Raw genomic sequence first — 26,230 nt, forward strand, 5'->3', positions numbered from 1 at the left:
TAAGTGATGATGCTTCATGAAAAAACGGCTGTGATCACAGGATGCTTACAAGGTATCGGTAAGGCTACGCTGGAAACGTTCGCCCGTTCGGGTGCGACAGTTTTTGCTTGCTGCCAGGTTCCCGAACCAGCCTTTAATGATTTCATCACAGAAATTAGCGAGAAATATCAAGCGGAAATAATTCCACTGTATTTCGACCTGCAGGATAATGATGCAATAAAACATGCCGCAATGACGATTCAGAAGACTAAAAAAAAGATTGATATTTTGGTCAATGTGGCTGGTGCTAATTTTGATGCCAATTTTCAGATGGTAACGCTCGAACAATTGCAAAAAACATTTACTATCAATTTCTTCTCGCAAATCGCTTTCACGCAATATATCGCCCGTATCATGCTTCGCCAGAAAAAGGGCAGCATTATCAATATTTCCAGTATTTCTGCCCTTGACGGAAACCCGGGTCAACTTGCCTATGCCAGCGCAAAAGCAGCGTGGATTGCAGCCACGAAAACACTATCTGCTGAACTCGGCCCACAGGGCGTGCGTGTTAACGCTATCGCACCAGGCGTTATTCGTACAGCAATGACAGCCGCGCTCTCAGAAGAAGTTATGGCACGACAAATGGCGCGTTGCGAATTAAAACGCCCGGGTTTGCCTGAAGAAGTGGCAAATACGTTGCTGTGGTTGGCGTCCGATGCCTCCAGTTATACCACCGGGCAGGTTATCCGCATCGATGGCGGAATGGGTTGAGGAAAGCAGAAATGTTGATGCAAGGTAAAACCGTTTTAATTACTGGCTGCCGCCGTGGCATGGGTCTCTCTATGGTCGAGGTATTTGCTGCCAATGGTGCAAACATTTACGCCCATGCGCGGGAAGCCGATGATGCGTTCATAGAGAAAATGGCTGTCATAGCCGACCGCCATCAGGTTGCGATCTGGCCCGTCAGTTTCGATATGACAGATTATGGCGCAATGAAACTGGCCATAAAAAACATCATGTCCGACAAGCGTCCGCTGGATGCGGTGATCAATAACGCCGGCATCACGTTAAATGGTTTGTTTCAGATGACCAGTGAAGCGCAGCTTCGTGAGCAGTTCGAGGTGAACTTCTTTTCCGTTTATCTTTTCAACCAGTACATCGTCAGAATCATGGTTCGCAATCAGCGCGGCAGCATTGTTAATATTGCCTCGACTGCAGGAGAAGATGGGAACCCGGGAAAATCTGCCTACGGCGCATCAAAAGCAGCGCTCATTGCGATGACAAAATCCATCGCGGCGGAGTTGGGTGAAAAAGGTATTCGCGCCAACTGTATCGCACCCGGCATTACGGATACGGATATGCTGCTGACGATGCCCGCTCACGTCGTAAAAGAAGCAAAAAATAGTGCCGATCTGCGACGCGCAGGTATCCCGGCAGAAATTGCAGAGGCGGCACTGTTCCTCGCAAGCGATCTCTCTTCCTACATTACCGGCCAAACGATTCGTATTGATGGCGGTTTGAAATGATACACACGCACTCAGAAACAGAAAACGCCTCTCGTCGTATTAGAAAACAAATTGTGCGCGTGGCTCATCACGCCCCAAGCGATGGTGTTCATATCTCGCCTGCTCTTTCGATGGTGGATATCCTCAGCGTTCTTTACGGGAATGTAATGCGGTATGAGGCAAACGACATTACCAGCTCACATCGCGATGTTTTTATTCTGAGTAAAGGTCATGCAGCGTTGGGGCTTTATGCCACTCTGTGTGAGTTTGGCATCATGACCCCTGAGCAGCTTAACACTTTCGAGTTGAATGGCTCTGTCCTGCAAGTGCATCCCACTAAGCATCCTGAATACGGCATCGATTTCTCTGGAGGTAGTCTAGCTCAGGGACTTTCCTTTGCTACAGGGCTGGCATTGGGACGCCGTCTTAAGGGCGAAACGTGGCATACTTATGCGTTAGTGGGGGATGGAGAATGCAATGAAGGTGCCATTTGGGAATGTGCGTTCATGGCCGCACATCATAAAGTGGATAACCTGACGCTGATTGTCGATCGTAATGGTTTACAGTCTGATGGACACACTGAAGATGTCATGCGCATGGATCTCGAAGCCCTCTGGCGTGCTTGCCACTGGGAAACCATTGTCTGTGACGGACACGATGTGGGGGCGCTGGTTAACGCTTTTGCACAGCCGCACAACGGCAAACCCAAAGTTATTATCGCCAATACCATCAAGGGTAAGGGCGTGTCCTTCATGGAGAATAACAAAGAGTTTCATCGCAATCGCATTTCTGCACAACAGCTCAACGATGCGCTAGTCGAACTTAATGGGGAACATCATGCTTGAGTTTAAACCCGCCACCATCCGTTCATGGTCAATGCTCGGCTCACGCGGTACCTTTGGCATGGCGCTGTTGGAACTGGCACGCGAACACGAAAATATCGTGGCGCTTTCCGGCGATCTGTGTAAGTCCTCCGGTCTTGACCGCTTTAGTACCACCTGGCCTGAACGCTTTTTTAACGCCGGAATTGCCGAGCAGAATATGGTCGGTGTGGCTGCGGGTCTTGCGGCCAGCGGCTTTATCCCCTTTGTCACTTCGTTCCCCAACTTCCTGACCCTGCGTGCAGCCGAACAGGTACGTTTAAACCTGGGCTATATGCAGGAAAACGTTAAGCTGGTCGGTCTGGCTTCAGGATTAGCAACAGGCATGTTTGGCGCAACTCATCACGGCATTGAAGAACTGGCGATGCTGCGATCCGTTTCTAACATCACTATTTTCTCCCCTGCGGACTGTACGACCACGGTGAAAATGACCCATGCCGCCTTTGAACATAAAGGACCGGTCTACCTGAGGTTAACGGGTGGGATGCGTGCGCCAATCGTCTATAAAGAGGACTTCGAACTGGTGCCAGGCAAAGCCAATACGTTGCGCGAGGGTGTGGATATTGCCATCATCGCCACCGGCAGCATGGTCCACACTTCGCTCACTGCAGCCGGGCATCTCGCGGACCGGGGCGTGCAGGCTACGGTGATTGACATGCACACAATCAAACCTCTGGATGTGGCGACACTTCAACAGCATCTGGATAAAAAACTGCTCGTAACGGTAGAAGAGCACAGCGTGACGGGTGGTTTGGGAAGTGCAGTTGCAGAATTTCTTGCCGGGGAAGAGTGTCGGCCGAAACTGATCATCGTTGGTATTCCTCAGGGTTATCCACACGCAGGAGACTATTCTTGGATGCTTGAGCAAAGTGGGCTCACTGCAGCACAACTGACAGCCCAGATATTAGGTGCATTATAAATCATGGCGTTCTGGCATACTGATAAGGTTTCACCTGACCATCTCGCTCTAGTGGACGATCGAGGACAGACTCTTCGCTGGGGTGAACTCACAGACCGCGTTCAGAAGCTGGCTGAAACTATTCCGCCTCGTACATTGGTCTTTATTTTTTGCAAAAATCAGTGTGACACCATAATTGGTTATCTGGCTTGCCTTAAGCAAAATGCAGTTGCACTGATGCTTGATAGCGAGCTTAACGACGCAATGGTTAAGTCACTCATCGACACCTATCATCCCTCGTATTTATGGCGCGAAGAGCACGGGACTTTCCGCCTGCATGCTACCGGTCTTACACCATTCCAGTTGCATGATGATCTTGCCCTATTGATGACTACCTCAGGATCCACTGGAAGTAGCAAACTGGTGCGATTAAGTCAACGCAACCTGGAAAGTAATGCCACAAGCATTGCTAATTATCTTGCTATCGACTCTAAAGAGCGCGGGCTGGCCAGCCTGCCGCTGAATTACGTTTATGGGTTATCAATCGTCAATAGCCATCTGAAAGCTGGCGCGACGTTGCTTCTGACAAGCGCAAGTGTCATGCAGCGTGAGTTCTGGACATTTGTGCGTGATGAACGTGCCACCTCGCTTGCTGGAGTGCCCTACACCTGGGAAATGCTCAAGAAATTGCGTTTTATGCGCATGGATCTTCCTGATATGCGAACGCTGACCCAGGCTGGCGGAAAATTGGCTCCTGCGCTGGTCAAAGAGTTCACTGATTATGCCGATCAACACGGAAAACGATTTGTGGTGATGTATGGCGCAGCTGAAGCAACATCTCGCATGGCCTGGCTTGCCCCAGAACTGGCGCAACACAAAAGTAGCACCATTGGTACTCCCATCCCCGGCGGCGAATTTATATTGCTTGACGAAAACGGTGACATTATCACTACCCCCGATGTTGACGGAGAGTTGGTCTATAAGGGTGAGAATGTGGCGCTTGGCTACGCAGAGCGTGGTTGCGATCTGGCATTAGGAGATACATTCCAAGGTATTCTGCACACCGGCGATATTGCCCGCGTAGATACCGACGGGTTTTACTCTATCGTTGGCCGTAAAAAGCGTTTCCTTAAAATTTTTGGCAACCGCCTCGGCATGGATGAGATGGAAACGCTACTGAAAACAGCATTCCCGGATCTTAACTGCGCATGCGATGGGCGCGATGATTTAGTCTGTATTTTCATTACAGATGCCGCTTATGAAAGCGCAGTAAAACACTATGCAGCGGCTAAAAGCCAGCTCCATCATTCCGCGTTTCGCGTTATCACACTGGATGAGATACCCAAAAACGCCGCGGGTAAGACGATTTATCCTAAGCTGAAAGATTATGTCCCTTCCGTTTGAAGCAATATTAGCGCAGGCGCCCTACTCGCTTGCACGGGAAGAAAAGCACGCGCTCCAACTGGCCAGGCTGCGCGAGCTTACCGCGCACCATTATGCGCATTGCGAACCTTATCGTCGTATGCTGGATGCACAATCCTTTGACCCCGCTACGCTTAGCGATGTAACCTCATTGCCTTTTCTTCCGGTTTCTCTGTTTAAGACACTGAAATTACAAAGCGTACCGGATAGTGACATTGTAAAGACAATGACCTCATCCGGCACAACCGGACAGCAGGTCTCGCGAATTTATCTGGACAAGGTAACTGCATCCTACCAGCAAAAAACGCTGGTAAAAATTGTCAGTCAATTTACTGGCTCTGGTCGTTTGCCCATGCTGATTATTGACTCTCCTGAAGTGTTAAAAGATCGGCAGCAATTCTCTGCCCGCGGCGCCGGGATTTTAGGCTTCTCGTTATTTGGTAGCGATCGTGCCTGGGCATTAGACGAGAGCATGACGCTGAATTTGCCAGTAATTGAAGCCTTTTTAGAGAAGCATCAAGGTAAGCGGATCCTGCTGTTCGGTTTCACCTTTATGGTCTGGCAGCATTTCTATCAGGAATTAAAAACAAGCTCTCATCAGATTGATCTCAGTAATGCCCTGTTAATTCACGGCGGCGGCTGGAAGAAGCTGCAAAGTGAAGCGGTGACACCCGAGGTCTTTGCTGAAAGTTTAAATGAACTTTTTGCCCTACCGGCGGTACATGATTATTATGGCATGGTCGAACAGACCGGCTGTATTTACATGCAATGTGAGCATGGACATCTGCACACGTCGATTTTCTCGGATGTCATTGTCCGCGATCCGCACGATTTTTCCGTTCTCCCCAACGGCCATTCAGGCATTATCCAGGTAATATCCCTGTTACCCGAATCCTATCCCGGACACGCTTTGCTAACCGAAGATGAAGGCGTCATTCTGGGTGAAGATGACTGTGATTGCGGACGAAAAGGCAAATACATGCGTATTTTAGGACGGTTGAAGAAAGCCGAATTACGGGGGTGTAGCGATACGTATGCAGCACAATCTTAGCGGTCTGGACTTTATTCTGGGGGATGAAACACTCCTGCACAGTATGCCTGAGCAAAAAGCGCTACCACTTTTTGCCCCGGATATTATCGAGTTTCTGGACACTTTTTCCCGCCTCACGTTAGCCGATAATGAAGCGAAAAACTGGCCAGATGTGATCGGCCTGGGTTTCTGGTGTCGCCCCTCATCTATCGCTCGTATGCAGTCTGAAAACCGTTCAGTTGCTCACCGCTATGGACGTGGAGTGGCATTTCATATTGCTCCGGGCAATGTAGCTGTGAATTTTGCCTATTCGCTTATTGTTGGGCTACTAACCGGTAACTCCAATATTGTCCGTTTACCCGGACGCGTTCACCCCCAGACGGCGATAGTGGTACGGTTATTTAATAGTGCGCTCCAAAGCCACCCAATGATGCGGCCAAGAATTATTCTTGTGCGTTATGATCGACAACGGCACATCAATGATGCGCTATCGGCAATATGCGACACACGCATTATCTGGGGTGGCGACAAGACCATAGCTGATTTACGTCAATCTTCACTTTCCCCCCGGGCTCTGGACATTGCCTTCGCCGACCGTTACTCCATCGCGGTGATTAACGCAGATGCTTATCTGGCGCATCCTGAAAAGGAAAAACTTGCGCGGGCATTTTACAATGACACGCTCTTAAACGATCAGAATGCATGTTCTTCTCCGTCTCTTATCGTCTGGTTGGGTGAAAATCAACCGGAGGGGCGAGCCTTGTTCTGGCAAAATTTTGAGGCGCTTGCCGCTGCTCGTTATACGCCTGAGCCCATCTCTGCAGTGAATAAACTGACGCAATTGTACTTGCTTAGTGCTCGTTTTGCTGGCGTGAGAAAAGTGTCCGGGGCACAAAATATCGTCGTGCGCGTGGAACTCTCTGCCCTCGAAAAAGAGACACTCGACTGGCGCGGCAATGGTGGTTTTTTCATGGAGTACGTGGCGCGGTCGCTTGATGAAATCAGTCCGGTTTGTCACTCACGTTGCCAGACAATGGCCACCTTTGGCGTCTCGTCTGATGAGCTGAATAATTGGCTTGCTTCAGGTCTCAGAGGGGTAGACCGTATTGTCTCCCTTGGCCAGACGCTTGATTTTTCTCTGCAATGGGACGGATATGATTTGGTCGCCATGTTGACGCGTGTTATTGCTCGTCCCTCCTCTTTTCCTCACCTTGCGCATAATGCTGGAGAAAATGTTGAAAGCTATACTTGATATGCTCAGTGAAACCCGCAATCACTTCATCGATACGCTGGCGCGGATGCAGACAAACGGTCACCCCATCGTGCTTTGTGGTGCAGGTTATGTCTCGCAAATCACCTGGGATTTTATGCAGCGTCAGGGAATGTCCGTTGATTATGTTGCGATAAGTGAAGCGTGGCTTAAACCCGGGGATGAATTCAATGGCAAACGCATTGTCAGTTTAGAGTCCCTCACGGCTCAGGAATCGCAATATAACTACATTATCGCTATGCAGTTTATCGATGAGCCATTACGCGTAGAGCTTGAACGTAATGCCGGCGTGATCCTCTTTTATGATCCCACCTTTGTGGGAATTAATGCGGGTGAACACTTTACTACGGCGTGGTGTGAAACCCACCAGGACAAGCTTAATGAATTTTATGCAAACCTTACCGACGAGGCGTCGAAAACCACGTTAATTGCGTATCTGAACCAGCGGATAAGCGCGCGCGCAATCTACTACCAAAGTGTCTTTCACCCGGAACATTACTTCCCACATGAGTTGATACGCTTCGGTGCTGAAGAGATCTTTATCGATGGCGGGGCGTATAATGGCGATAGTATCGCCGCTTTTGTAAATGCCCTTGAGCAGCAAAATGTTGCCCCTGCGGCTAAAATTTTCGCATTTGAACCGGACAAAACGACGTTCGCGTTACTGGAACAAAATACGGCTAATTTGCCCCAGTGCGTTTGCATCAATGCGGGAATATGGAATACAAACACCACGCTGCGTTTTAATGCCGGCCAAGCCCTGTCTTCTGCCATAACTGATGCACCTGACGCCGATGAAATTTCGCTTAAAAGTATTGATAACGTCGTTGCTGGCGAGAAAGTTACTTTTATAAAGATGGATATTGAAGGCTCAGAACTTGAGGCATTAAAAGGTGCGCAGGCGACGATAGAAAAACATTATCCGATACTGGCAATTAGTCTTTACCATAAGCCAGTCGATCTCATCACCATTCCACAATTTATTCACCAGATACAGCCTGGCTATCATTTTTATCTGCGTGCTCATCATCCCAGGCTGGCATGTGAATTAGTGCTTTACGCCATTCCTCCACACAGATTACCCACCCATTAATAGAAAAAGGCTTTGATATACAAAGCCTTTTTAAATTATGCAACCTGATGATTTATTAAAGGAATCGTGGCGTAGCGTCGCAGGATATCGATAACTCGCATTTGCTCCTCTATTTGCAGGTCAGGATAAATGGGTAGGCAAAGTATCTGCTCGGCAAGTCGACTGGCGACAGGCAATTTATCGGACGCGGCTGAAGGCAGGTGACTGTACATCGCAAACGAGCTAATGAGCGGATAGAAGTAACGTCGGCAGTAGACATTCTCTGTTTTCAACGCCTCGTAGAGCGCATCCCGACTCAGCGGAAAACTACTGTCAATAAGAATCGGATAATAGGAGTGATTCCATTCAAATCGGTCTGCCGCATCAAAGAACGTTACGCCGGGAATATCCTTCAGCGCTTCACTGTAACGCTTTGAAATCGATGCCCTTTCAAGTAGTGCATTATCAATATATTGCAACTGAAGCAGACCAAATGCCGCTTCCATCTCGTTCATTTTGGCATTAATACCCGGAGCGACAACACGCGTTTCACCGGCGAAACCAAAGTTTTTCAGATAATCAATACGTTGCTTGGTACGGCTGTCGTGACAAATTATAGCCCCGCCCTCAAAGGTGTTAAACACTTTGGTCGCATGAAAGCTTAATACCGACAGATCGCCATGGTTGAGTATACTGGTCCCGCTCTGGCGAACGCCAAAAGCATGGGCCGCATCGTAGATAACTTTTAAACCATAAATATCAGCAATCTGCTGAATCTTATCTACATTGCAAGGGATACCATAGCAATGGACTGGCATAATTGCTGTGGTTTGAGGCGTGATTAATTCTTCAATGCGTTCAGGATCGATATTAAATGTGTGCGGGTCAATATCGACAAATACAGGGGTTAAACCATTCCATAAGAGCGTGTGCGATGTCGCCACGAATGAATACGGCGTAGTGATCACTTCCCCCGTTACACGCAGCGCCTGAAGCGCGGTCAGCAATGCAAGCGTACCATTTGCAAAAAGGCATACGTATTTGACACCCAGATAGCGTGCCAGGGCTTCTTCCAGTTCCTGATGAAATTCACCGCCGTTAGTCAGAATTCGGTTCTGCCAGATTTTTTGAAGATATGGCATGAACTCCTCTAAAGGAGGCATTAAAGGACTTGTGACGAAAATTTTATCGCCCATGTGCAAACCTGAATGTAATGAAGAAGTGATTCATCATAGCGAGCATCGTCACCAGTTTATCGGTAAAATAACCGACATTTTACAGTCTATTTGAACTGACTCCATGCAGATTCCCTGCCATCGTGGAAACAAGGACAGAAAAAGGCATCTGTTTTGCGCCTGATCCTCTAAAAGATATGCGACATTTATCAAGACGATCTTTCACTCTCATTCACACCTGTGCTGACTGGCAGCAAATTCTATAACGTGGAGCATCATGACGATCACATGCCTCATCTGTAACAGCGAAATGAAGTTCTATTTCGAAAAACCCAAGTATCATGCACCTTCAGCGGAAAAATTCACGCAAAAAATGATGCCAGTACAATATTACCAATGTCCTGAATGCGGTTTTTTTAGTTCAAAAACCCATCAGGAACTTTCCCTTGAGGAATGGGAAAAATTCAATACTGATTTTCACCATTACAATGAAAATGGCGGGCGCGAAACGCTGGGCTTCAATCAGCCTCCTTATGCTGAACAGGCGCTGATGATTGAGTTGTTGGCGCGCAATAATATTATCGACGACAGCCGAATTCTTGATTACGCGGCAGGCTACGGTACGCTTAGCCATCTCATCCAGAAGTATTTCAAGCGCAACACCTTTTGCTACGATAAATATGTCCAGAACCCGGACTTTACCTACATAGACGATCCCGATGAAAAAAGCTGGTCGTTAGTCGTCAACTCCGCCATGTTTGAGCACGTGATAACACGTAACGATCTGGATAACGTCAACCGTTTGGTCGATGATGCTGGCAGTTTGTTTATTCATACCGTCGTTGTTGAGAAAGTACCTGAAGATCCAAACTGGTTTTATATCGACGTCCCGGTGCACACATGTGTGCATACCAATAAAAGTATGAGCATTTTGATGGAACAGTGGGGATATCGATCTTCCGTCTATAGCCCTAAGAGCAAATCGTGGGTTTTCCTGCGACAACCTTACAAGGAAGTGAAGCCCATAATTGAACGCATCAACCAAGAGCTTCAAACGACCTGGCTTTTCGGTAAAGATGGATTTCTCGATTACTGGAAATAGTTTTTGCGTTCTAAAAGGCAGGTAGCATGCATTTGCCACCTGCCTTTTCACTAGAAACGTATTATTTAGTCAACAGGTTCATTATCATCCGTTAAAGGTCTGACTTGTAATAATCAACTCGTGGGGTGGTTCTCCACGACAATATATATGCCATGCTTCCCTAAGCGCTTTTTCTAAATTGACAGCAATTTTATTACCTGAATCATTTTCTCTCGGGATTCTGGCACGCATTCCCTGGCGAATGATTGCAAGCTCAGCAATATTGTCACACCAGGCAACGGCTTTATTGATGTAATCCTGTTCATCAACAGCAATAAACTGTTCAAGTTGATAGCCCCCCATAATATCCACACCCTGTAGGCAAGGGATTGTTGGCCCACTCAGAGTAAGGGTCGGCACTCCCATCCATGCACCATGATGAGTCGTTGTCCCACCGGTATAAGGGAAAGTATCCAGTAAAATATCGATTTCATGATGATAAGCGAGATAGTCATCCAGTTCAACTAAGCCTCTGAAAATCAGTTTATCCTGGGAAACTCCTAGTTTCTGCATGCGCTTTGTCATTGCAGCAATCATATCCGCATCCGTCATAAACCCCATCAGCAGTTTTGATTCAGGATTGGCCAGCATGATTTTCGCCCATACGCCAAGCACATGGTCATTAATCTTTTTAGCCCGGTTGAAACTACCAAAGGTGATATACCCATTACGTAGCGCAGGCAGTTCATTTATTTCCGGGCTTTGAGGATGTGGCTCAAAGTGCTTACGCGTCTCGACAAACATGATCTTTTCAGATAGCTGCTCTCTGAGAACCTGTGACTTAATCAGGGTCGTCGGCAATAAAATATAGTCCATTTGACTGATGCCAGTCGTTCCAGGATAACCTATCCAGGTTAATTGGATTGGAGCTGGGCGCAGCGCAAATGCCGGTAGACGATTATACGCCGTATGCCCGGATAAATCGAAGAGTATATCAATTTCATCTTCGGCAATGACATTGGCCAGTTCTATATCACTGAGGGCATCAACCTGACGCCATAACGTCGCGGTATCACGAAAATGCCGATAAACACTGTCTTCATTCATGAAAAGAGTACTATATGCCACTAGATCAAATTTTTCACGATCCAGTGCGTTCCAGGTCGGCAGTAAAAAATTAGCTACGGGATGTTGGCGTAAATCTCCTGAAACGAACCCTATTTTGAGCTTTCTGTCTGGCTCTTTAGTATTTTTTAATACGGGTTTAAACTCGCACCCTTTCGCCCATTCTTCAACCCGATAACCAAACTCAAGATGTTTTCTCAGCAATTCTTCAGGGGATACCGTAGCATCATGGCTCATGACAAACAGTAAGTTACTGAAGTAACCGAAATTGTAATTACTCAGCTCAACGGCTTTTTCCATAAAATAGCGCGCTTCAGCCATTTTATGGTTATCACTAAGTACAATGCCGGTGAGTCCAAGAGAACTTGCCCCCGGATGCTGAAAACGCATAATTTCTCTGCAGCATTTTTCAGCTAAGGCCATATCACCATAGGCATGATGTAGCGAAGCAAGGCTAAGCCAGTAATCGATATTTTTTTTATTCAAACGTAGCAAAGTACGAATAATCTGTCGCGAGCCATAGAATTCGCGTTTACGCTGCAACACAGTGGCAAGATCATAATAAATATCAAGACTCGAGAAATAATAGCCCATCAGTTTACAAAGCGATTCCAGCGCGTCATCCCAGGCGGAGGTCAGCACGCAAGTTTTTGAAAAGCAGCGAAGGACGTGAATATTGTCTGGATTTTTTTTCATTAATCCACGAGTATACTCGCGAGCCTCTTCAGAACGGCCTTTTTGGATAAGGCTATTTGCGCGCTCGTAGATGTCGTCCACGTCCGGGTCGGCTAATTCGGGTTCGGCATTACCTTTCAGAAATATACCACCCTGTTCTCGATCGACACTCAATAATAACAACAGAGAAAGCTGTGATTTTAGTACGTCGAGCATGCCAGCACGTAGAAATACCTGCAGCTGCTTTATCCAGGCCTCGGGAGATCCTGTCAACAAGCCTTTTATTTTTAATGAGGAGTAATGTTCCCAACTCGTTTGACTGGCATTACCCATATCATAACGCAGATAATTCCACTCGGCGGGGGTCAATGCAACCCACTCTCCCCAGAGATTCATCATGCTTAAATTTTGTTCAGGACATTCCGAAGGTAGTAAACCTACCAGAGCTAATTCATCGTTTTGTGCTGTGTTGTATGCCCCAGCAGAGCCACTCCAGAAAAGACCTTCTGCACAGGTCATAAACAGCGTCTTTAACGCCTCCCACACCGTCTCGTTGTAATCCTTATCAGTTTCGGGTGCGCGGCAATTGAGCACGAGCTGTTCAAAACTTAAAGACATAGGCCAGGCATTCCCCAGCAGCTCCATAATTCTGATAATAATGGCATTATCACTACGAATAATCTGGCCGTTATTATTTCTAAATGCGTTAGGCGCTTTTGCAGAATCCAGCTCTACCGGCACAAAGCTTCCTGCCCAATGCAGATTTTTGAGCTGTTCAAGATCAGGGTTAACCGGAGGAGAGGTGAGATTTGCGTGACAGAACAACGTAAAGCGTTCGTCTCGTTGAACGGCATAGTCAAGATACTGCTGCGACATGGTTCGGCTTGCGCCATTGCTGACGGCCCCCAGAAGCTGTTCGATTGTCGGATTAAAGTAGTTTCCGAGTTCCAATTGTGGCAGCACTTCCCCCAGGTAGTGCAGCCCAATTTGTTCAGCCTGTACGTTAAAATGTCCGAGGGTACACGCCCCGTCAGAAGGGCTTAAGTAGGCCAGAATCAGTGTATTATCGTCCATTTCTTCAGCGAGAAGGGCTTCATTTTTCAGCGCCCCCTCTTCCAGCGTGAGCAACATAAAGCTCAGCATGGCGCGGGCTGACGCCAGCAGATCGCTGCCCTCTTCTGCGCGATCAAGATGGAGACGCAACGCTTCACCCAACGTTATGCGCGGTATGCTACCAGGCAGTACCGACCACTTAATGGCGATAACGCCGTTGGCAGATAAATGCGCCTGACACCATGTCAGCAACGCTTCCCGTTCGCTTTTTCCAAGAAAAGCAAAGGTCTGATGAATAATGATGTAATCTAACTCGCCAGGATCCGCGGCGAGCAAATCCCCTAATCCTGCAGCAAACAGTTCAACGTTATGACATCCCAGTTCGGCAGCAAACTTCTGCCCCTTCACGATCGCCTCTTCATCAATATCGATACCCAGAGCGATACTCTCGGGATACGCCCAGGCATGCATAATCAGACGCGTCGCTGAACCACAGCCAATCTCCATTACACGGGCAAAGGCAGGCAGTGGCGTGGTCAGGTGATTAAGCACCGCAGCGGCATGAATGGTCACGGGGCTGATCCGATAATAGGGATACTGTGTCGTCACGTTTTTTCCAGATTCTCTTCTTACGGTCACAGGGCAAATGTTTCAGCGTTGATACGTGCGAATAAGCGACGATTTATATTCCTGGTATGGGCCTGCTGTGTTCCTTGCCACCCAACAGAACGCCTCATCACCCGCCTGGCTATCGAGTATTCCGCTACGCTCGACACGCGCGATCGCCAGACGGTCTTCTGGTGAAAGCGTGTCCAGACATGAAAAGAGTGCGACTTGCTCCAGACCAGGCGCATGATTGCCCCTGGCGAGGTTGGTATGGATGAACGGCACAACGCGGTCGAAATACCGTTGCGCTACGCCCCCGGGTTTTGCGTAAATAAAACCGGCAAAAACCTCTTCCCAGAAAGGTGAGGATTCGGTTTGCAGGAGCAACAGCGCCGTTTCTGGCTCACACCACGGCTTACGCACCAGCACATTAGGGTTAATGGCAATAATGGGAGTGTTAAAAACCTGGAGTGCGTGGTGCAGGAAAACGATGCGACGTGCAGCACGGACTACTGACATGCCTTCATTACGGGTTATTTGTTCATGGCTGGCAGAGAGGTTGAGCTCAGGTAGCTGTTCGCTAAGGGTCATCAGGCTATGTTTAACATCATCATTGCCGTTAATTAGATGCACGTGCACATCAAGAACGTCGCGATTGATCTCATAGAGTGAATAGAGCATCGGCACAGCGTGCTCGAAATAATCCTCGTTGTCGCACGTTACAAGCACCGTTGTTTTGGCAGCTGTGCTTTTTGCTATCCAATAATCATAGGATTGATTTTCCACCGTATGCTCGCTCACGTTAAGCGATCTAAAATCGATGTACGAATCGGGTATGCCCCCCAGCCTGTAGATGCCACAAGTTATCATCAACAGGGCTATAGGGTCTTCGCCGATTAATGCAGCGTCTGCCGTCAGAGCCTGGATAACAACCATCGCCTGGTTGAAATCATTTTCCATTAAACAGATTAACAGCAGGATTTTCAGCACAGGTGCCGAATTGCTGACCAGCGAAAGGTTGTTGTTAATTAAAAATAACGCTGAGCTGATTTCATTGACGCGGAACAGAAGCTGAATGGCGGCGACAAGATAGTGAATGTTGTCATCGGCTTTTAACGCCGACACAACATATTCTGTCAGTTGGGTATTCATCTCTGCAGAAAGAGTCTGTTTTTCGCCAATAATGGACTCATCCAGTGCGGTGTTTGCCAGCACGATAGCACATAGCATGTCTTTTAATGCCGCATCTTTTTCAGCATCCAGCCCCGTTTCAACCGCACGTATCATGGGTTCGAGGGTGGTAATATTGGCGCTCTTAAAGCTGAAGATTTCCGCCACGATGTTAGCGGGCATAACATCTGCTTCGGGGAGATCAATGAATCGGGTAAAGACATTCCGATAAAACTGACGCATGGCCCGGCTACGTGCGAATTCACTCATCTTATAACTCATCGATAAACCGTCGTCAGACGACCGGAAAAGGACATTTTAGGCAGAATAGCACTGCGTTACGGCGGGTGAAGGCAGGAAAACGCTGCTAAATGCAGCCTTATTTTGAAGATTAAAGGTGGGTTTATTTCAGGATAAAAAGTGAAAAAAAAGGCTGCTGTTTCCAGCAACCTTTTTTAAATATTTGGCGTCTATTAACGCAGCAGGGACAGCATAGCCTGCGGAACCTGGTTTGCCTGAGACAGCACAGAAGTACCAGCCTGCTGCAGGATCTGCGCGCGAGACATGTTAGAAACTTCAGTTGCGTAGTCAGCGTCCTGGATACGGGACTGAGCAGCAGACAGGTTAGTGATAGAGTTGTTCAGGTTGTTGATGGTAGATTCGAAACGGTTCTGAATCGCACCCATGTTTGAACGCGCGGTATCAATTTTGGAGATAGCGTTGTCTGCAGCAGTGATGAACGCTTTTGCAGTGCTGTTATCAGTGATAGTACCGGTCAGTCCAGAGTCGAGGCTGGTTGCTTTTGCGTTGATCAGTGCGCCAGTGGTGATAGCGATGCTATCAGTTGCGCCAGTACCTGCGCCAACCTGGATGTTCAGGGAAGCTGTCTGGCTACCGTCCAGCAGTTTTTTGCCGTTGAAGTTAGCAGCGCCAGCGATACGATCGATTTCACCCAGGCGCTGAGTGATTTCAGTGCTGATTGAGGTGTAGTCAGTAGTACCGTTAGTGTCGTTCGCAGCCTGAACAGCCAGCTCACGGATACGCTGTAAGTTGGAGTTGATCTCGTTCAGGTTACCTTCAGCGGTCTGAACCAGAGAGATACCGTCGTTAGCGTTACGTGCAGCCTGAGTCATCCCTTTGATCTGAGAGTTCATGCGGTTTGCAATTGCCTGACCAGCAGCGTCATCTTTAGAGCTGTTGATACGCAGACCGGAAGACAGACGCTCGATAGCGGTGCCCAGAGAAGACTGAGATTTGTTCAGGTTGTTCTGAGTGGTCAGGGACAACAGGTTAGTATTGATAACTGCCATAATTTTAATTCCTTCAAAAATGGTTTCTAGGGTCGGTGCCTAACACTCACGGCGTCTCTCACCGTCAACAAGGTTATCGACGCCCTTGCAGCAGACTTTAGAAAATATCGAAGAAAAAAATTAACCTTTTGTTTTATATATATTTATTTAGCGAAATGGCACATGGAATACCCAAGAGTTGTAAAATTATAAGGCCAATTGCTTCTTTTTTACCCTCCTCAAAAACGTCATGTCAGACGTTAAAAGCGAGAAAATGAACGCTTATTACGCGATTATTTTTTAAAACTCGCCGTAAACTTTTTGCAAGATGGGCCGATAAACGACTGAAACATCCATTGAAAAGGAACATTACATGGCGACTATCAGTAATCTCGGGGTGGGCGTGCCCGGCCTGTCGGATCTGTACGATAAGCTGCAGGCAGCAGAAGAGACTAAATTAACAGCGATTGCCAAACAAAAGACCACTTACGACGCGCAAATCACCGGTTACGGAAAATTACAAAGCGCCCTGACTACCCTGCAAACCGCAGCAGCAAAGCTGGCAAAGACGGATACCTGGAACTCTACGTCCGTTTCAAGCACCAACACAGCATTCTCCGCTATCAGTACCTCCAGCGCTAACGTTGGCGACGTTACTATTAATGTCAGTAAGATCGCGAAAGGCCAGGTTCTGACGACAGCTCCCGGCACCATTGACAGCAATACAAAGCAGTTAGGCGGGACAACGGGCTCCAATAGCCGAACCATTACCATCACCCAGGCAGGAGCCGACAGCAAACCGCTGACGGTAACGCTCGCCGATGGCGATACTTCACTGAACGGGATTGCGAAAGCTATCAATGCGGCCAACGGCAACGTATCAGCAAGCGTGGTGAAAGCCGATAACGGCGACTACCGTCTGATGCTGACCTCAAAAACCACGGGTACCGATTCCGATATGACGGTGACGGTGGCGGGAGACGATACGCTAAACGCCGTTATCGGAAGCGCCGCACTAAATGTGCAGGTTAAGTCGCAAAATGCCGTCATTAACGTGAACGGTATTCAAATAGTTCGCCAGAGCAATACCATCACTGACGCGCTGCCTGGCGTAACATTAACTCTGAAAGCCCCGAGCACAGCAGATGAAACGCTGACGATAGCCCGCTCAACCGACGATAACAAAAAAGCCATTACGGAATGGGTCAATGCCTATAACTCTCTGCAGTCTACCATTGCTGCGCTGACCAAATACGAGCCGCCAGCAGTGGGTGCAACCGCCCAGTCCTCGAACAACGGCGTGTTAATGGGTGACAGTACTATCCGTGGAGTACAATCCGATCTTCGTGCTTTATTGACCAATGTACAGAGTGGCTCCTATGCCATTATGGCTCAACTTGGCATCACCCAGGACCCGGTCAAAGGCGCAGACGGCGCGATTGGCAACCTAAAAATTGATGATAAAAAATTAACCAAGATTCTCACCGACGATCCGGCTGGCGTTCAGGCCTATTTTGTGGGTGACGGAAAAAAAACCGGTTTCGCCACACAGATGAATAACACCTTGACCGATATGCTGAGCACCTCTATCGGTAAAGAAGGTGTGATTCAGAATGCGAAGGACGGTATTAACGCCACACTCAAATCCATCGGCAAACGTTACGACGCGATGGAGTTGACCATTGAAGCCACGATGGCGCGTTATAAAAAGCAATTTAACGATTTGGATAAGCTGGTCACTAAATTCAATGGTACGGCCACTTATTTGACCCAACAGTTCAGCAGTAAGTAAGAAAGGAACCGATATGTATAGCAAATCTGGTGTACAAGCCTATCAGCAGGTAGGTCTTGAATCTGCTGTCTTGAGTGCCAGCCCGCACCAGTTGGTTGTCATGTTGTTCGACGGTATCCATAGCGCGCTTATTAGGGCGCGCCTTTTCCTTGAGCAAGGGGACATCCCGGCAAAAGGAGAGGCCCTGTCTAAGGCCATTAATATTATCGAAAATGGCCTTAAGGCTGGTTTAAATATGGATGTGGGAGGAGAACTCCCCCGCAATCTTTCTGCACTTTACGACTATATGGTACGCCGTTTGTTACATGCCAACCTGCGCAATGACATCGAGGCCATTACCGAAGTCGAGGCTCTGCTGCTCAATATTTCCGACGCCTGGAAGCAAATCGGCCCGGGTTATTCTCCCAAGCAGGATTAACTGTAATGAACGACTTCAGCTTATCCCTAAAAAAGTGGCATGCCCTTAATGCGCTTAGCAATACCATGCTAGGCCTTGCTCAATCCGGGAAATGGGATGAGCTAATTGACCAGGAGGTGGCATACGTTTCGCTGGTAGAAGAGATCAGCACGACGCCTTTTCCGCCCAACAGTAAGACTGTTCAGGACCAGGCAATGGTGATACTGAATCAGGTGCTTCAGAATGAAATCATTCTTAAAGAGTTGCTACAGGAAAGGATGAGTGAGCTGAGCGGCCTTATTGCGCAAACCAACAAGCAAAAAAACGTAAACGTCACCTACGGTAGGCTTTCTGGCAACATTTTATTTCCCGGAGAGATGAATCAATAATACACATTAGCGATTCATCAACCATACTCCAGAAGTCTGCCAATGGCTTCTGGAGCAAGGATGATGAAAAACCCCACCCTGTTACAATGTTTTCACTGGTACTACCCTGCTGGCGGTGAATTGTGGCGAGAGGTCACGGCGTTAGCCCCCAATCTTAACGAAATCGGCATTAACATGATCTGGCTCCCGCCCGCCTATAAAGGCGCGTCAGGCGGGTATTCTGTCGGCTATGACTCCTATGACCTGTTCGATCTGGGCGAGTTTGACCAGAAAGGCAGTATCGCCACGAAATACGGTGACAAAGCGCAGCTGCTGGAAGCCATCGACGCCCTCAAGCGCAACGACATTGCCGTGCTGCTGGACGTGGTGGTGAACCACAAAATGGGTGCCGATGAAAAAGAGCCCGTCCGCGTTCAGCGCGTGAACGAGCAGGATCGCACGCAGATCGACGATGAGGTCATCGAGTGCGAAGCCTGGACCCGCTACACCTTCCCTGCCCGCGCCGGGCAATATTCCCAGTTTATCTGGGACTACAAATGCTTCAGCGGCGTCGACCACATTGAAAACCCTGATGAAGACGGCATTTTTAAAATCGTCAACGACTACACCGGCGAAGGCTGGAACGATCAGGTTGATGATGAGATGGGTAACTTCGATTATCTGATGGGCGAAAATATCGACTTTCGCAATCACGCCGTCACCGAGGAGATCAAATACTGGGCCCGCTGGGTCATGGAACAGACGCGTTGCGACGGCTTTCGCCTGGACGCCGTCAAGCATATTCCCGCCTGGTTCTACAAAGAGTGGATTGAGCACGTCCAGGAGGTCGCCGACCAGCCGCTGTTTATCGTGGCGGAATACTGGTCCCATGAGGTGGATAAACTTCAGGCCTATATCGACCAGGTCGAAGGCAAAACCATGCTGTTTGATGCCCCCCTGCAGATGAAATTCCACGAGGCTTCACGTCAGGGCCGGGATTACGACATGAGCCAAATCTTTACCGGCACGCTGGTGGAAGCCGATCCGTTTCATGCGGTCACCCTCGTCGCAAACCATGACACCCAGCCTTTGCAGGCGCTGGAAGCACCGGTCGAAGCCTGGTTTAAACCGCTGGCGTATGCGCTGATCCTGCTGCGGGAAAATGGCGTGCCGAGCGTCTTTTATCCTGACCTCTTTGGCGCCAGCTATGACGATACGGGTGGAGACGATGAAACGTACCATATTGATATGCCTGTGATTGAGCAGCTCCACGAGCTGATCCTCGCGCGCCAGCGTTTTGCCCACGGCGTGCAGACGCTCTTTTTTGACCATCCTAACTGCATCGCCTTCAGCCGCAGCGGCACGGAAGACGATCCCGGCTGCGTGGTGGTCATGTCAAACGGGGACGACGGCGAGAAGGTAATTTGCCTGGGGGAAAACTACGGCAACAAAACGTGGCGTGATTTTCTCGGCAATCGCGAAGAAACGGTCACCACGGCGGCGGATGGCGAAGGAACGTTTACCTGCAAAGGCGGAAGCGTGAGCGTGTGGGTAATTGAGGATGCGTTGTAGAAACAATGCGGGTGGCGGCTTCGCCTTACCCGGCCTACGGGAAGGCACTTTTGTAGGCCGGGTAAGCGTCAGCGCCACCCGGCAACAAACGGCTACGGTAGTTTACTCTCCAGCGGATGCTTGCTCAGGTAATCGGCACACTCAACCGTTGGGAGATCGACCTTCTGCAGCTCCAGCCCGTCGTACTCAAGCGTCGAGCCATCGCGCTCCAGCGGATAGATATCCAGCTTGCGCGTCACGTTGTAATAACTGTCTGAACGCAGCATGATTTTACCCGGCACGGCAATCACGCGCTGCCACTGACGGCAGTCCAGCGTATCGCCCTCTTCCGTCACCACCAGCGTGGCAATCGCTTCAGGGCTGACCATTTTGCTCTGCGGCCCTTTTGACTGCCAGTATCCCGCCAGATGCGCCGGGACAGGATGCTTGATCACCTCTTTATAATTATCGACCTGAACGCACCCGGTCAGTGCCAGCAGCGCGCCAGCAATTGCTATTTTTTTCATCATCTTTCCTGCATTCGAAGAAAAAAATATTGTGGCATTAAAGCGCTGTGGCTGCCAGCGAAGATCGACAGGTCTTAGACCTGCATCCCCATGACCTCTTGATAAGCCGACACCAGCTTGTTACGCACCTGGATCCCCATCTGCAGGGAAACCGAGGCTTTTTGCAAATCGGTCATCACATCATTCAGCGCCACGCCCGGCTCGCCGAGGGTGAACTTCTCTGCCTGCGTGCGCGCTGCGGTCTGGGTATCACTGATACGGTCAAGAGCGGCATGCAGTTGCCCTGCAAAGCTGATGCTCGGCTGCTGATCTGCCACATTCTGATTACGGGCCGTCATCGCCGTTGCCTGCAGCTGACTGATTACCCCTTCAATGCCCTGTATAGCCATGACTCTCCCCTGGATGGTTTTTTACGCGGTCAAGACTAACAGCTTGTCAATAAGATAATGGCGGTAAATAGCATGAAAAAACCAGGTTATTTGACGCATAGAAAATCACGAATCATCAAATAATGGCAGGGCCATCAATATGGAACATTTGTCGTGTTTGCCGACCCGGGAGTCAGTTTTGTTTCTCTACACGAATAACGTAAACCACCAGGATTTAAGAGGTGCGCAATGAGTGCAACAGCATCGACAGCGCCGCAGAATAAATCACTCGAGTGGATGAACCGCCTTCGCGCGAATCCTAAAATCCCGTTGATCGTGGCAGGCGCTGCCGCAATTGCGATCCTTGTAGCGATGGTCCTGTGGGCGAAAAGCCCTGATTACCGGACGCTCTACAGTAACCTTTCCGATCAGGATGGCGGCGCCATCGTCACCCAGCTGACCCAGATGAACATCCCTTATCGCTTTGCCGATAATGGCGGTGCGCTGGAGGTCCCGGCAGATAAGGTGCATGAACTGCGTCTGCGTCTGGCCCAGCAGGGGCTGCCGAAGGGCGGCGCGGTAGGCTTTGAGCTGCTGGATCAGGAAAAATTCGGTATCAGCCAGTTCAGCGAGCAGGTGAACTACCAGCGTGCGCTGGAAGGTGAGCTGGCCCGCACCATTGAAACATTAGGCCCGGTGAAGAGTGCCCGCGTGCACCTGGCGATGCCAAAACCTTCCTTATTTGTCCGCGAACAGAAATCACCTTCGGCTTCCGTGACCGTGAACCTTGAGCCAGGCCGCGCGCTGGACGAAGGGCAAATCAGCGCGGTGACGCATCTCGTCTCCAGCGCCGTGGCCGGTCTGCCGCCGGGTAACGTGACGCTGGTTGACCAGAGCGGTCACCTGCTGACGCAATCCAATACCGCCGGTCGCGATCTGAATGACGCGCAGCTGAAATATGCCGCCGATGTGGAAAGCCGTCTCCAGCGCCGTATCGAAGCGATCCTGGGTCCGGTGGTGGGCAACAGCAACGTGCACGCGCAGGTCACCGCGCAGATCGACTTCTCGAATAAAGAACAAACCGAAGAGCAGTACAGCCCGAACGGCGATGCGGCGCAGGCGGTTATGCGTTCGCGCCAGATCAACACCAGCGAGCAGATTGGCGGCGCAAACCCGGGCGGCGTGCCGGGCGCGCTGTCTAACCAGCCTGCCCCGGCTAATGCGGCGCCGATCTCTACGCCGCCGGCCAATCAGCAGAACGGCCAGCAGAATAACCAGCAGACCACCTCAACGGCGACGAACAGCGGTCCACGAAACAGCAGCCGTAACGAAACCACGAACTACGAAGTGGATAGAACGATTCGCCACACTAAACTGAACGTGGGCGATATTCAGCGTCTCTCCGTTGCGGTAGTGGTGAACTACAAAACGCTGGCGGATGGCAAACCGTTGCCGTTGACCGCCGAGCAGATGAAGCAGATTGAAAACCTGACCCGTGAAGCGATGGGTTACTCCGAGAAGCGCGGCGATACCCTCAACGTGGTGAACTCACCGTTCAACTCGGTGGAAGAGACCGGCGGTGAACTGCCGTTCTGGCAACAGCAGGCGTTTATCGACCAGCTGATGTCCGCAGGACGCTGGCTGCTGGTGCTGATTGTCGCGTGGCTGCTGTGGCGCAAGGGCGTTCGTCCTCAGCTCCAGCGCCGTGCTGAAGCCGAAAAAGCGGCTCGCGAGCAGATGAATGCGCGTCAGGAAACGGAAGAAGCGGTTGAAGTGCGCCTCAGCAAAGATGAACAGATGCAGCAGCGCCGCGCTAACCAGCGCATGGGTGCCGAGGTGATGAGCCAGCGCATTCGCGAAATGTCAGATAACGATCCGCGCGTCGTGGCGCTGGTCATCCGTCAGTGGATGGGTAACGAACATGAGTAATACGCTTACGGGCACCGATAAAAGCGTCATCCTGCTGATGACCATTGGCGAAGATCGCGCGGCAGAGGTGTTTAAACACCTCTCCCAGCGGGAAGTGCAAATTCTCAGTGCGGCGATGGCCAACGTGCGTCAAATCTCCAACAAGCAGCTGACCGAAGTGCTGTCGGAGTTTGAGCAGGAAGCCGAACAGTTTGCCGCGCTGAACGTCAACGCCAACGACTACCTGCGTTCCGTGCTGGTCAAGGCGCTGGGCGAAGAGCGTGCCGCCAGCCTGCTGGAAGACATTCTGGAAACGCGCGATACCGCCAGCGGTATCGAAACGCTTAACTTTATGGAACCGCAGAGTGCCGCCGACCTTATTCGCGACGAGCACCCGCAGATTATCGCCACCATCCTTGTCCACCTCAAACGCGGTCAGGCGGCCGATATTCTGGCGCTGTTCGAAGAGCGTCTGCGTCACGATGTGATGCTGCGTATCGCCACCTTCGGCGGCGTTCAGCCTGCCGCGCTGGCGGAGCTGACCGAGGTGCTGAACAACCTGCTCGACGGCCAGAACCTCAAGCGCAGCAAAATGGGCGGCGTGAGAACGGCGGCGGAAATCATCAACCTGATGAAAACGCAGCAGGAAGAGGCCGTCATTACGGCGGTTCGCGAATTCGACGGCGAGCTGGCACAGAAAATCATCGACGAGATGTTCCTGTTCGAAAACCTCGTCGAAGTGGACGACCGCAGCATCCAGCGCCTGCTCCAGGAAGTGGATTCCGAGTCGCTGCTTATCGCCCTCAAAGGCGCCGAGCAGCCGCTGCGCGAGAAGTTCCTGCGCAACATGTCTCAGCGTGCGGCCGATATCCTGCGCGACGACCTTGCCAACCGTGGCCCGGTTCGTCTGTCTCAGGTGGAAAACGAACAGAAAGCCATTCTGCTTATCGTTCGTCGTCTGGCGGAAACCGGCGAGATGGTGATTGGCAGCGGAGACGACACCTATGTCTAATGAGCTGCCGTGGAAGCGCTGGACGCCGGACGATCTGGCCCCTCCCCTCTCCGAGTTCACGCCAGCCGCGATCCCGACCGAGGCGCTTGACCCGGACGTCGAGCAGCCCGAGCTGAGCGAAGAGGAGCAGCAGGCGCAAATGCTGGCTCAGCTGCAAATGCAGGCGCACGAGCAGGGCTACAATGCCGGTCTGAACGAAGGTCGGCAGAAAGGCCACGAGCTGGGGTATCAGGAAGGCCTGGCGAAAGGGTTAGAGCACGGTATCGATCAGGCGCGCCAGCAGCAGGCGCCGATCCATGCCCGCATGCAGCAGCTGGTCAGCGAGTTTCAGCACACGCTGGACGCGCTGGACAGCGTGATTGCCTCGCGACTGATGCAGATGGCGCTGGAAGCCGCGCGTCAGGTGATCGGCCAGACGCCCGTCGTGGATAACACAGCGCTGATCAAACAAATTCAGGGCCTGCTGCAGCAGGAGCCGCTGTTCAGCGGTAAGCCGCAGCTGCGCGTCCATCCGGACGACCTGCAGCGCGTGGAAGAGAGCCTGGGCGCGACGCTAAACCTGCACGGCTGGCGTCTGCGCGGCGATCCGTCGTTACATCACGGCGGCTGCAAAGTCTCAGCCGATGAAGGCGATCTGGATGCCAGCGTCGCCACCCGCTGGCAGGAACTGTGCCGCCTGGCGGCACCGGGAGTCGTCTGATGACCGCACGCCTCACCCGCTGGCTCACCACGCTCGACAATTTTGAGACGAAGATGGCGCAACTGCCCTCTGTTCGTCGTTATGGGCGACTGACGCGCGCCACCGGTCTGGTACTGGAGGCCACCGGCCTGCAGCTGCCGCTGGGCGCGACCTGCGTGATCGAGCGTCAGGACGGTCTGGAAACGCGTGAAGTGGAAAGCGAAGTGGTCGGGTTCAACGGCCAGCGCCTGTTCCTGATGCCGCTTGAAGAGGTGGAAGGCATTCTGCCCGGCGCGCGCGTGTATGCCAAAAACACCTCTGGCGATGGGCTGCAAAGCGGGAAGCAGTTGCCGCTTGGTCCTGCCCTGCTGGGGCGCGTGCTGGACGGCAGCGGGAAGCCGCTCGACGGGCTACCCTCGCCGGACACCACTGAAACCGGCGCATTAATCACCCAGCCGTTTAACCCCCTGCAGCGAACCCCTATCGAGCATGTGCTCGATACCGGCGTACGCCCGATTAACGCCCTGCTGACCGTGGGACGCGGACAACGTATGGGCCTGTTCGCCGGGTCAGGCGTGGGTAAATCCGTTCTGCTCGGCATGATGGCGCGCTATACCCAGGCGGACGTTATCGTTGTGGGCCTGATCGGCGAACGTGGTCGCGAAGTTAAAGATTTCATTGAAAACATTCTGGGTGCGGAAGGCCGTGCCCGCTCGGTGGTCATTGCCGCACCGGCGGACGTGTCACCGTTACTGCGTATGCAGGGGGCAGCATATGCCACCCGCATCGCCGAAGATTTTCGTGACCGCGGCAAGCACGTGCTGCTGATCATGGATTCGCTGACCCGCTACGCGATGGCGCAGCGTGAAATTGCGCTGGCTATCGGTGAGCCACCGGCGACCAAAGGCTACCCGCCTTCGGTCTTCGCCAAACTCCCTGCCCTGGTGGAACGTGCGGGGAACGGCATCAGCGGCGGCGGCTCCATCACCGCATTCTATACGGTGCTGACCGAAGGCGATGACCAGCAGGATCCGATTGCCGACTCCGCGCGCGCGATCCTTGACGGGCATATTGTGCTGTCGCGTCGTCTCGCCGAAGCCGGACACTATCCGGCAATTGATATTGAAGCCTCTATCAGCCGCGCAATGACGGCGCTGATAACCGAGAAGCACTACGCCCGCGTGCGTAACTTTAAACAACTCCTCTCCAGCTTCCAGCGCAACCGCGATCTGGTCAGCGTGGGGGCGTATGCCAAAGGCAGCGACCCGATGCTCGACAAAGCGATTACCTTGTGGCCGCAGCTGGAGGCATTTTTGCAACAAGGCATTTTTGAACGTGCCAACTGGGAAGATTCAATTCAGGCACTGGAGCTGATTTTCCCGCAGGTGTAACACAGG

At 50.9% G+C, this 26,230-nt stretch carries 23 protein-coding genes; 17 read left to right on the forward strand and 6 right to left on the reverse strand.

Features of this window, described 5'->3' with window-relative positions; genetic code table 11:
• Positions 1–6 precede the first annotated feature (6 nt).
• Genes ACEPLT_RS14125 through ACEPLT_RS14160 form a run of 8 tightly spaced genes read left to right on the forward strand, consistent with a single transcriptional unit; the run spans position 7 to position 8,078 of the window.
• Positions 7–750 carry an SDR family NAD(P)-dependent oxidoreductase gene (locus tag ACEPLT_RS14125; protein ID WP_032675119.1) on the forward strand — a complete coding sequence of 248 codons (744 nt, stop codon included), beginning with the start codon at positions 7–9 and terminating at the stop codon, positions 748–750.
• Positions 751–761: 11 nt separating this feature from the next.
• Positions 762–1,505, forward strand: a complete 744-nt coding sequence (locus ACEPLT_RS14130; RefSeq protein WP_023325552.1) for an SDR family NAD(P)-dependent oxidoreductase — start codon at positions 762–764, stop codon at positions 1,503–1,505.
• The gene (locus ACEPLT_RS14135) at positions 1,502–2,329 is read left to right on the forward strand and encodes a transketolase (protein ID WP_023325553.1); all 828 of its coding nucleotides are present in this window, start codon (positions 1,502–1,504) and stop codon (positions 2,327–2,329) included. Before ACEPLT_RS14130 ends, ACEPLT_RS14135 begins: the two co-directional genes overlap by 4 nt.
• A complete protein-coding gene (locus tag ACEPLT_RS14140; RefSeq protein ID WP_023325554.1) occupies positions 2,322–3,284 on the forward strand; it encodes a transketolase family protein in 963 nt (320 codons plus the stop codon). The genes ACEPLT_RS14135 and ACEPLT_RS14140 overlap by 8 nt, the downstream gene beginning before the upstream one ends.
• A gap of 3 nt (positions 3,285–3,287) precedes the next feature.
• Positions 3,288–4,667, forward strand: a complete 1,380-nt coding sequence (locus tag ACEPLT_RS14145) for an AMP-binding protein (protein ID WP_032675120.1) — start codon at positions 3,288–3,290, stop codon at positions 4,665–4,667.
• Entirely contained in the window at positions 4,651–5,736 is a 1,086-nt protein-coding gene (locus ACEPLT_RS14150) for a LuxE/PaaK family acyltransferase (RefSeq protein WP_023325556.1), read from the forward strand. The genes ACEPLT_RS14145 and ACEPLT_RS14150 overlap by 17 nt, the downstream gene beginning before the upstream one ends.
• Entirely contained in the window at positions 5,720–6,967 is a 1,248-nt protein-coding gene (locus ACEPLT_RS14155) for an acyl-CoA reductase (RefSeq protein WP_023325557.1), read from the forward strand. The genes ACEPLT_RS14150 and ACEPLT_RS14155 overlap by 17 nt, the downstream gene beginning before the upstream one ends.
• Positions 6,948–8,078, forward strand: coding sequence for an FkbM family methyltransferase (locus ACEPLT_RS14160; RefSeq protein WP_032635238.1), 1,131 nt, complete (start codon positions 6,948–6,950; stop codon positions 8,076–8,078). The genes ACEPLT_RS14155 and ACEPLT_RS14160 overlap by 20 nt, the downstream gene beginning before the upstream one ends.
• A 35-nt stretch (positions 8,079–8,113) precedes the next feature.
• On the opposite strand, the gene ACEPLT_RS14165 is transcribed toward ACEPLT_RS14160, so the two are convergent.
• Positions 8,114–9,253 carry a DegT/DnrJ/EryC1/StrS family aminotransferase gene (locus tag ACEPLT_RS14165; protein ID WP_032635240.1) on the reverse strand — a complete coding sequence of 380 codons (1,140 nt, stop codon included), beginning with the start codon at positions 9,251–9,253 and terminating at the stop codon, positions 8,114–8,116.
• A 256-nt stretch (positions 9,254–9,509) separates the two neighbouring features.
• On the opposite strand from ACEPLT_RS14165, the gene ACEPLT_RS14170 reads away from it, so the two are divergent.
• The gene (locus ACEPLT_RS14170; protein WP_032675121.1) at positions 9,510–10,334 is read left to right on the forward strand and encodes a methyltransferase domain-containing protein; all 825 of its coding nucleotides are present in this window, start codon (positions 9,510–9,512) and stop codon (positions 10,332–10,334) included.
• 84 nt (positions 10,335–10,418) lie between these two features.
• Here ACEPLT_RS14170 and ACEPLT_RS14175 read toward each other — a convergent pair whose 3' ends face one another.
• The 3 genes from ACEPLT_RS14175 to ACEPLT_RS14185 all read right to left on the reverse strand — a co-directional run bounded on the left by ACEPLT_RS14175 (position 10,419) and on the right by ACEPLT_RS14185 (position 16,252).
• Positions 10,419–13,775 carry a bifunctional class I SAM-dependent methyltransferase/glycosyltransferase gene (locus tag ACEPLT_RS14175; protein ID WP_032675122.1) on the reverse strand — a complete coding sequence of 1,119 codons (3,357 nt, stop codon included), beginning with the start codon at positions 13,773–13,775 and terminating at the stop codon, positions 10,419–10,421.
• Positions 13,776–13,817: 42 nt separating this feature from the next.
• A complete protein-coding gene (locus ACEPLT_RS14180; protein ID WP_023325562.1) occupies positions 13,818–15,212 on the reverse strand; it encodes a hypothetical protein in 1,395 nt (464 codons plus the stop codon).
• A gap of 203 nt (positions 15,213–15,415) precedes the next feature.
• Positions 15,416–16,252, reverse strand: a complete 837-nt coding sequence (locus ACEPLT_RS14185) for a flagellin N-terminal helical domain-containing protein (RefSeq protein ID WP_023618406.1) — start codon at positions 16,250–16,252, stop codon at positions 15,416–15,418.
• Positions 16,253–16,604: 352 nt separating this feature from the next.
• Here ACEPLT_RS14185 and fliD point away from each other — a divergent pair, with 352 nt between their 5' ends.
• The 4 genes from fliD to amyA all read left to right on the forward strand — a co-directional run bounded on the left by fliD (position 16,605) and on the right by amyA (position 20,360).
• Positions 16,605–18,023 (forward strand): flagellar filament capping protein FliD, encoded by a 1,419-nt coding sequence (gene fliD / locus ACEPLT_RS14190; protein ID WP_023325564.1) that lies wholly within the window; start codon positions 16,605–16,607, stop codon positions 18,021–18,023.
• A 13-nt stretch (positions 18,024–18,036) separates the two neighbouring features.
• Complete coding sequence (fliS, locus tag ACEPLT_RS14195; protein ID WP_023325565.1) at positions 18,037–18,441, forward strand: flagellar export chaperone FliS; 405 nt, start codon at positions 18,037–18,039, stop codon at positions 18,439–18,441.
• 5 nt (positions 18,442–18,446) lie between these two features.
• On the forward strand, positions 18,447–18,809 hold the full coding sequence (fliT, locus tag ACEPLT_RS14200) for a flagella biosynthesis regulatory protein FliT (protein WP_046092830.1): 363 nt from the start codon (positions 18,447–18,449) through the stop codon (positions 18,807–18,809).
• 63 nt (positions 18,810–18,872) lie between these two features.
• Positions 18,873–20,360, forward strand: a complete 1,488-nt coding sequence (gene amyA / locus ACEPLT_RS14205) for an alpha-amylase (protein ID WP_232928762.1) — start codon at positions 18,873–18,875, stop codon at positions 20,358–20,360.
• Positions 20,361–20,452: 92 nt separating this feature from the next.
• On the opposite strand, the gene yedD is transcribed toward amyA, so the two are convergent.
• Together yedD and fliE are read right to left on the reverse strand one after the other, a co-directional pair.
• Entirely contained in the window at positions 20,453–20,866 is a 414-nt protein-coding gene (gene yedD, locus ACEPLT_RS14210) for a lipoprotein YedD (protein WP_447088270.1), read from the reverse strand.
• A gap of 74 nt (positions 20,867–20,940) precedes the next feature.
• Positions 20,941–21,255, reverse strand: coding sequence for a flagellar hook-basal body complex protein FliE (gene fliE / locus ACEPLT_RS14215; protein WP_008500329.1), 315 nt, complete (start codon positions 21,253–21,255; stop codon positions 20,941–20,943).
• Between the two features lie 228 nt (positions 21,256–21,483).
• Between fliE and fliF the strand changes: the two genes are divergently transcribed.
• The 4 genes from fliF to fliI are packed head-to-tail and all read left to right on the forward strand — an operon-like array spanning position 21,484 to position 26,224.
• The gene (gene fliF / locus ACEPLT_RS14220; RefSeq protein ID WP_021241384.1) at positions 21,484–23,163 is read left to right on the forward strand and encodes a flagellar basal-body MS-ring/collar protein FliF; all 1,680 of its coding nucleotides are present in this window, start codon (positions 21,484–21,486) and stop codon (positions 23,161–23,163) included.
• The gene (gene fliG / locus ACEPLT_RS14225) at positions 23,156–24,154 is read left to right on the forward strand and encodes a flagellar motor switch protein FliG (protein ID WP_008500327.1); all 999 of its coding nucleotides are present in this window, start codon (positions 23,156–23,158) and stop codon (positions 24,152–24,154) included. Before fliF ends, fliG begins: the two co-directional genes overlap by 8 nt.
• Entirely contained in the window at positions 24,147–24,854 is a 708-nt protein-coding gene (fliH, locus tag ACEPLT_RS14230) for a flagellar assembly protein FliH (protein WP_008500326.1), read from the forward strand. The genes fliG and fliH overlap by 8 nt, the downstream gene beginning before the upstream one ends.
• Complete coding sequence (gene fliI / locus ACEPLT_RS14235) at positions 24,854–26,224, forward strand: flagellar protein export ATPase FliI (protein ID WP_045908161.1); 1,371 nt, start codon at positions 24,854–24,856, stop codon at positions 26,222–26,224. Before fliH ends, fliI begins: the two co-directional genes overlap by 1 nt.
• Positions 26,225–26,230 lie beyond the last annotated feature (6 nt).

The organism is Enterobacter sp. fkY84-1 (assembly GCF_052974705.1).

Bases quoted from the DNA above. Each gene is read 5' to 3' on its own strand.
- ACEPLT_RS14125 (WP_032675119.1), top strand. From the start codon at position 7: ATGATGCTTCATGAAAAAACGGCTGTGATCACAGGATGCTTACAAGGT.
- ACEPLT_RS14130 (WP_023325552.1), top strand. From the start codon at position 762: ATGTTGATGCAAGGTAAAACCGTTTTAATTACTGGCTGCCGCCGTGGC.
- ACEPLT_RS14135 (WP_023325553.1), top strand. From the start codon at position 1,502: ATGATACACACGCACTCAGAAACAGAAAACGCCTCTCGTCGTATTAGA.
- ACEPLT_RS14140 (WP_023325554.1), top strand. From the start codon at position 2,322: ATGCTTGAGTTTAAACCCGCCACCATCCGTTCATGGTCAATGCTCGGC.
- ACEPLT_RS14145 (WP_032675120.1), top strand. From the start codon at position 3,288: ATGGCGTTCTGGCATACTGATAAGGTTTCACCTGACCATCTCGCTCTA.
- ACEPLT_RS14150 (WP_023325556.1), top strand. From the start codon at position 4,651: ATGTCCCTTCCGTTTGAAGCAATATTAGCGCAGGCGCCCTACTCGCTT.
- ACEPLT_RS14155 (WP_023325557.1), top strand. From the start codon at position 5,720: ATGCAGCACAATCTTAGCGGTCTGGACTTTATTCTGGGGGATGAAACA.
- ACEPLT_RS14160 (WP_032635238.1), top strand. From the start codon at position 6,948: ATGTTGAAAGCTATACTTGATATGCTCAGTGAAACCCGCAATCACTTC.
- ACEPLT_RS14165 (WP_032635240.1), bottom strand. From the start codon at position 9,253: ATGGGCGATAAAATTTTCGTCACAAGTCCTTTAATGCCTCCTTTAGAG.
- ACEPLT_RS14170 (WP_032675121.1), top strand. From the start codon at position 9,510: ATGACGATCACATGCCTCATCTGTAACAGCGAAATGAAGTTCTATTTC.
- ACEPLT_RS14180 (WP_023325562.1), bottom strand. From the start codon at position 15,212: ATGAGTGAATTCGCACGTAGCCGGGCCATGCGTCAGTTTTATCGGAAT.
- ACEPLT_RS14185 (WP_023618406.1), bottom strand. From the start codon at position 16,252: ATGGCAGTTATCAATACTAACCTGTTGTCCCTGACCACTCAGAACAAC.
- fliD (WP_023325564.1), top strand. From the start codon at position 16,605: ATGGCGACTATCAGTAATCTCGGGGTGGGCGTGCCCGGCCTGTCGGAT.
- fliS (WP_023325565.1), top strand. From the start codon at position 18,037: ATGTATAGCAAATCTGGTGTACAAGCCTATCAGCAGGTAGGTCTTGAA.
- fliT (WP_046092830.1), top strand. From the start codon at position 18,447: ATGAACGACTTCAGCTTATCCCTAAAAAAGTGGCATGCCCTTAATGCG.
- amyA (WP_232928762.1), top strand. From the start codon at position 18,873: ATGAAAAACCCCACCCTGTTACAATGTTTTCACTGGTACTACCCTGCT.
- yedD (WP_447088270.1), bottom strand. From the start codon at position 20,866: ATGAAAAAAATAGCAATTGCTGGCGCGCTGCTGGCACTGACCGGGTGC.
- fliE (WP_008500329.1), bottom strand. From the start codon at position 21,255: ATGGCTATACAGGGCATTGAAGGGGTAATCAGTCAGCTGCAGGCAACG.
- fliF (WP_021241384.1), top strand. From the start codon at position 21,484: ATGAGTGCAACAGCATCGACAGCGCCGCAGAATAAATCACTCGAGTGG.
- fliG (WP_008500327.1), top strand. From the start codon at position 23,156: ATGAGTAATACGCTTACGGGCACCGATAAAAGCGTCATCCTGCTGATG.
- fliH (WP_008500326.1), top strand. From the start codon at position 24,147: ATGTCTAATGAGCTGCCGTGGAAGCGCTGGACGCCGGACGATCTGGCC.
- fliI (WP_045908161.1), top strand. From the start codon at position 24,854: ATGACCGCACGCCTCACCCGCTGGCTCACCACGCTCGACAATTTTGAG.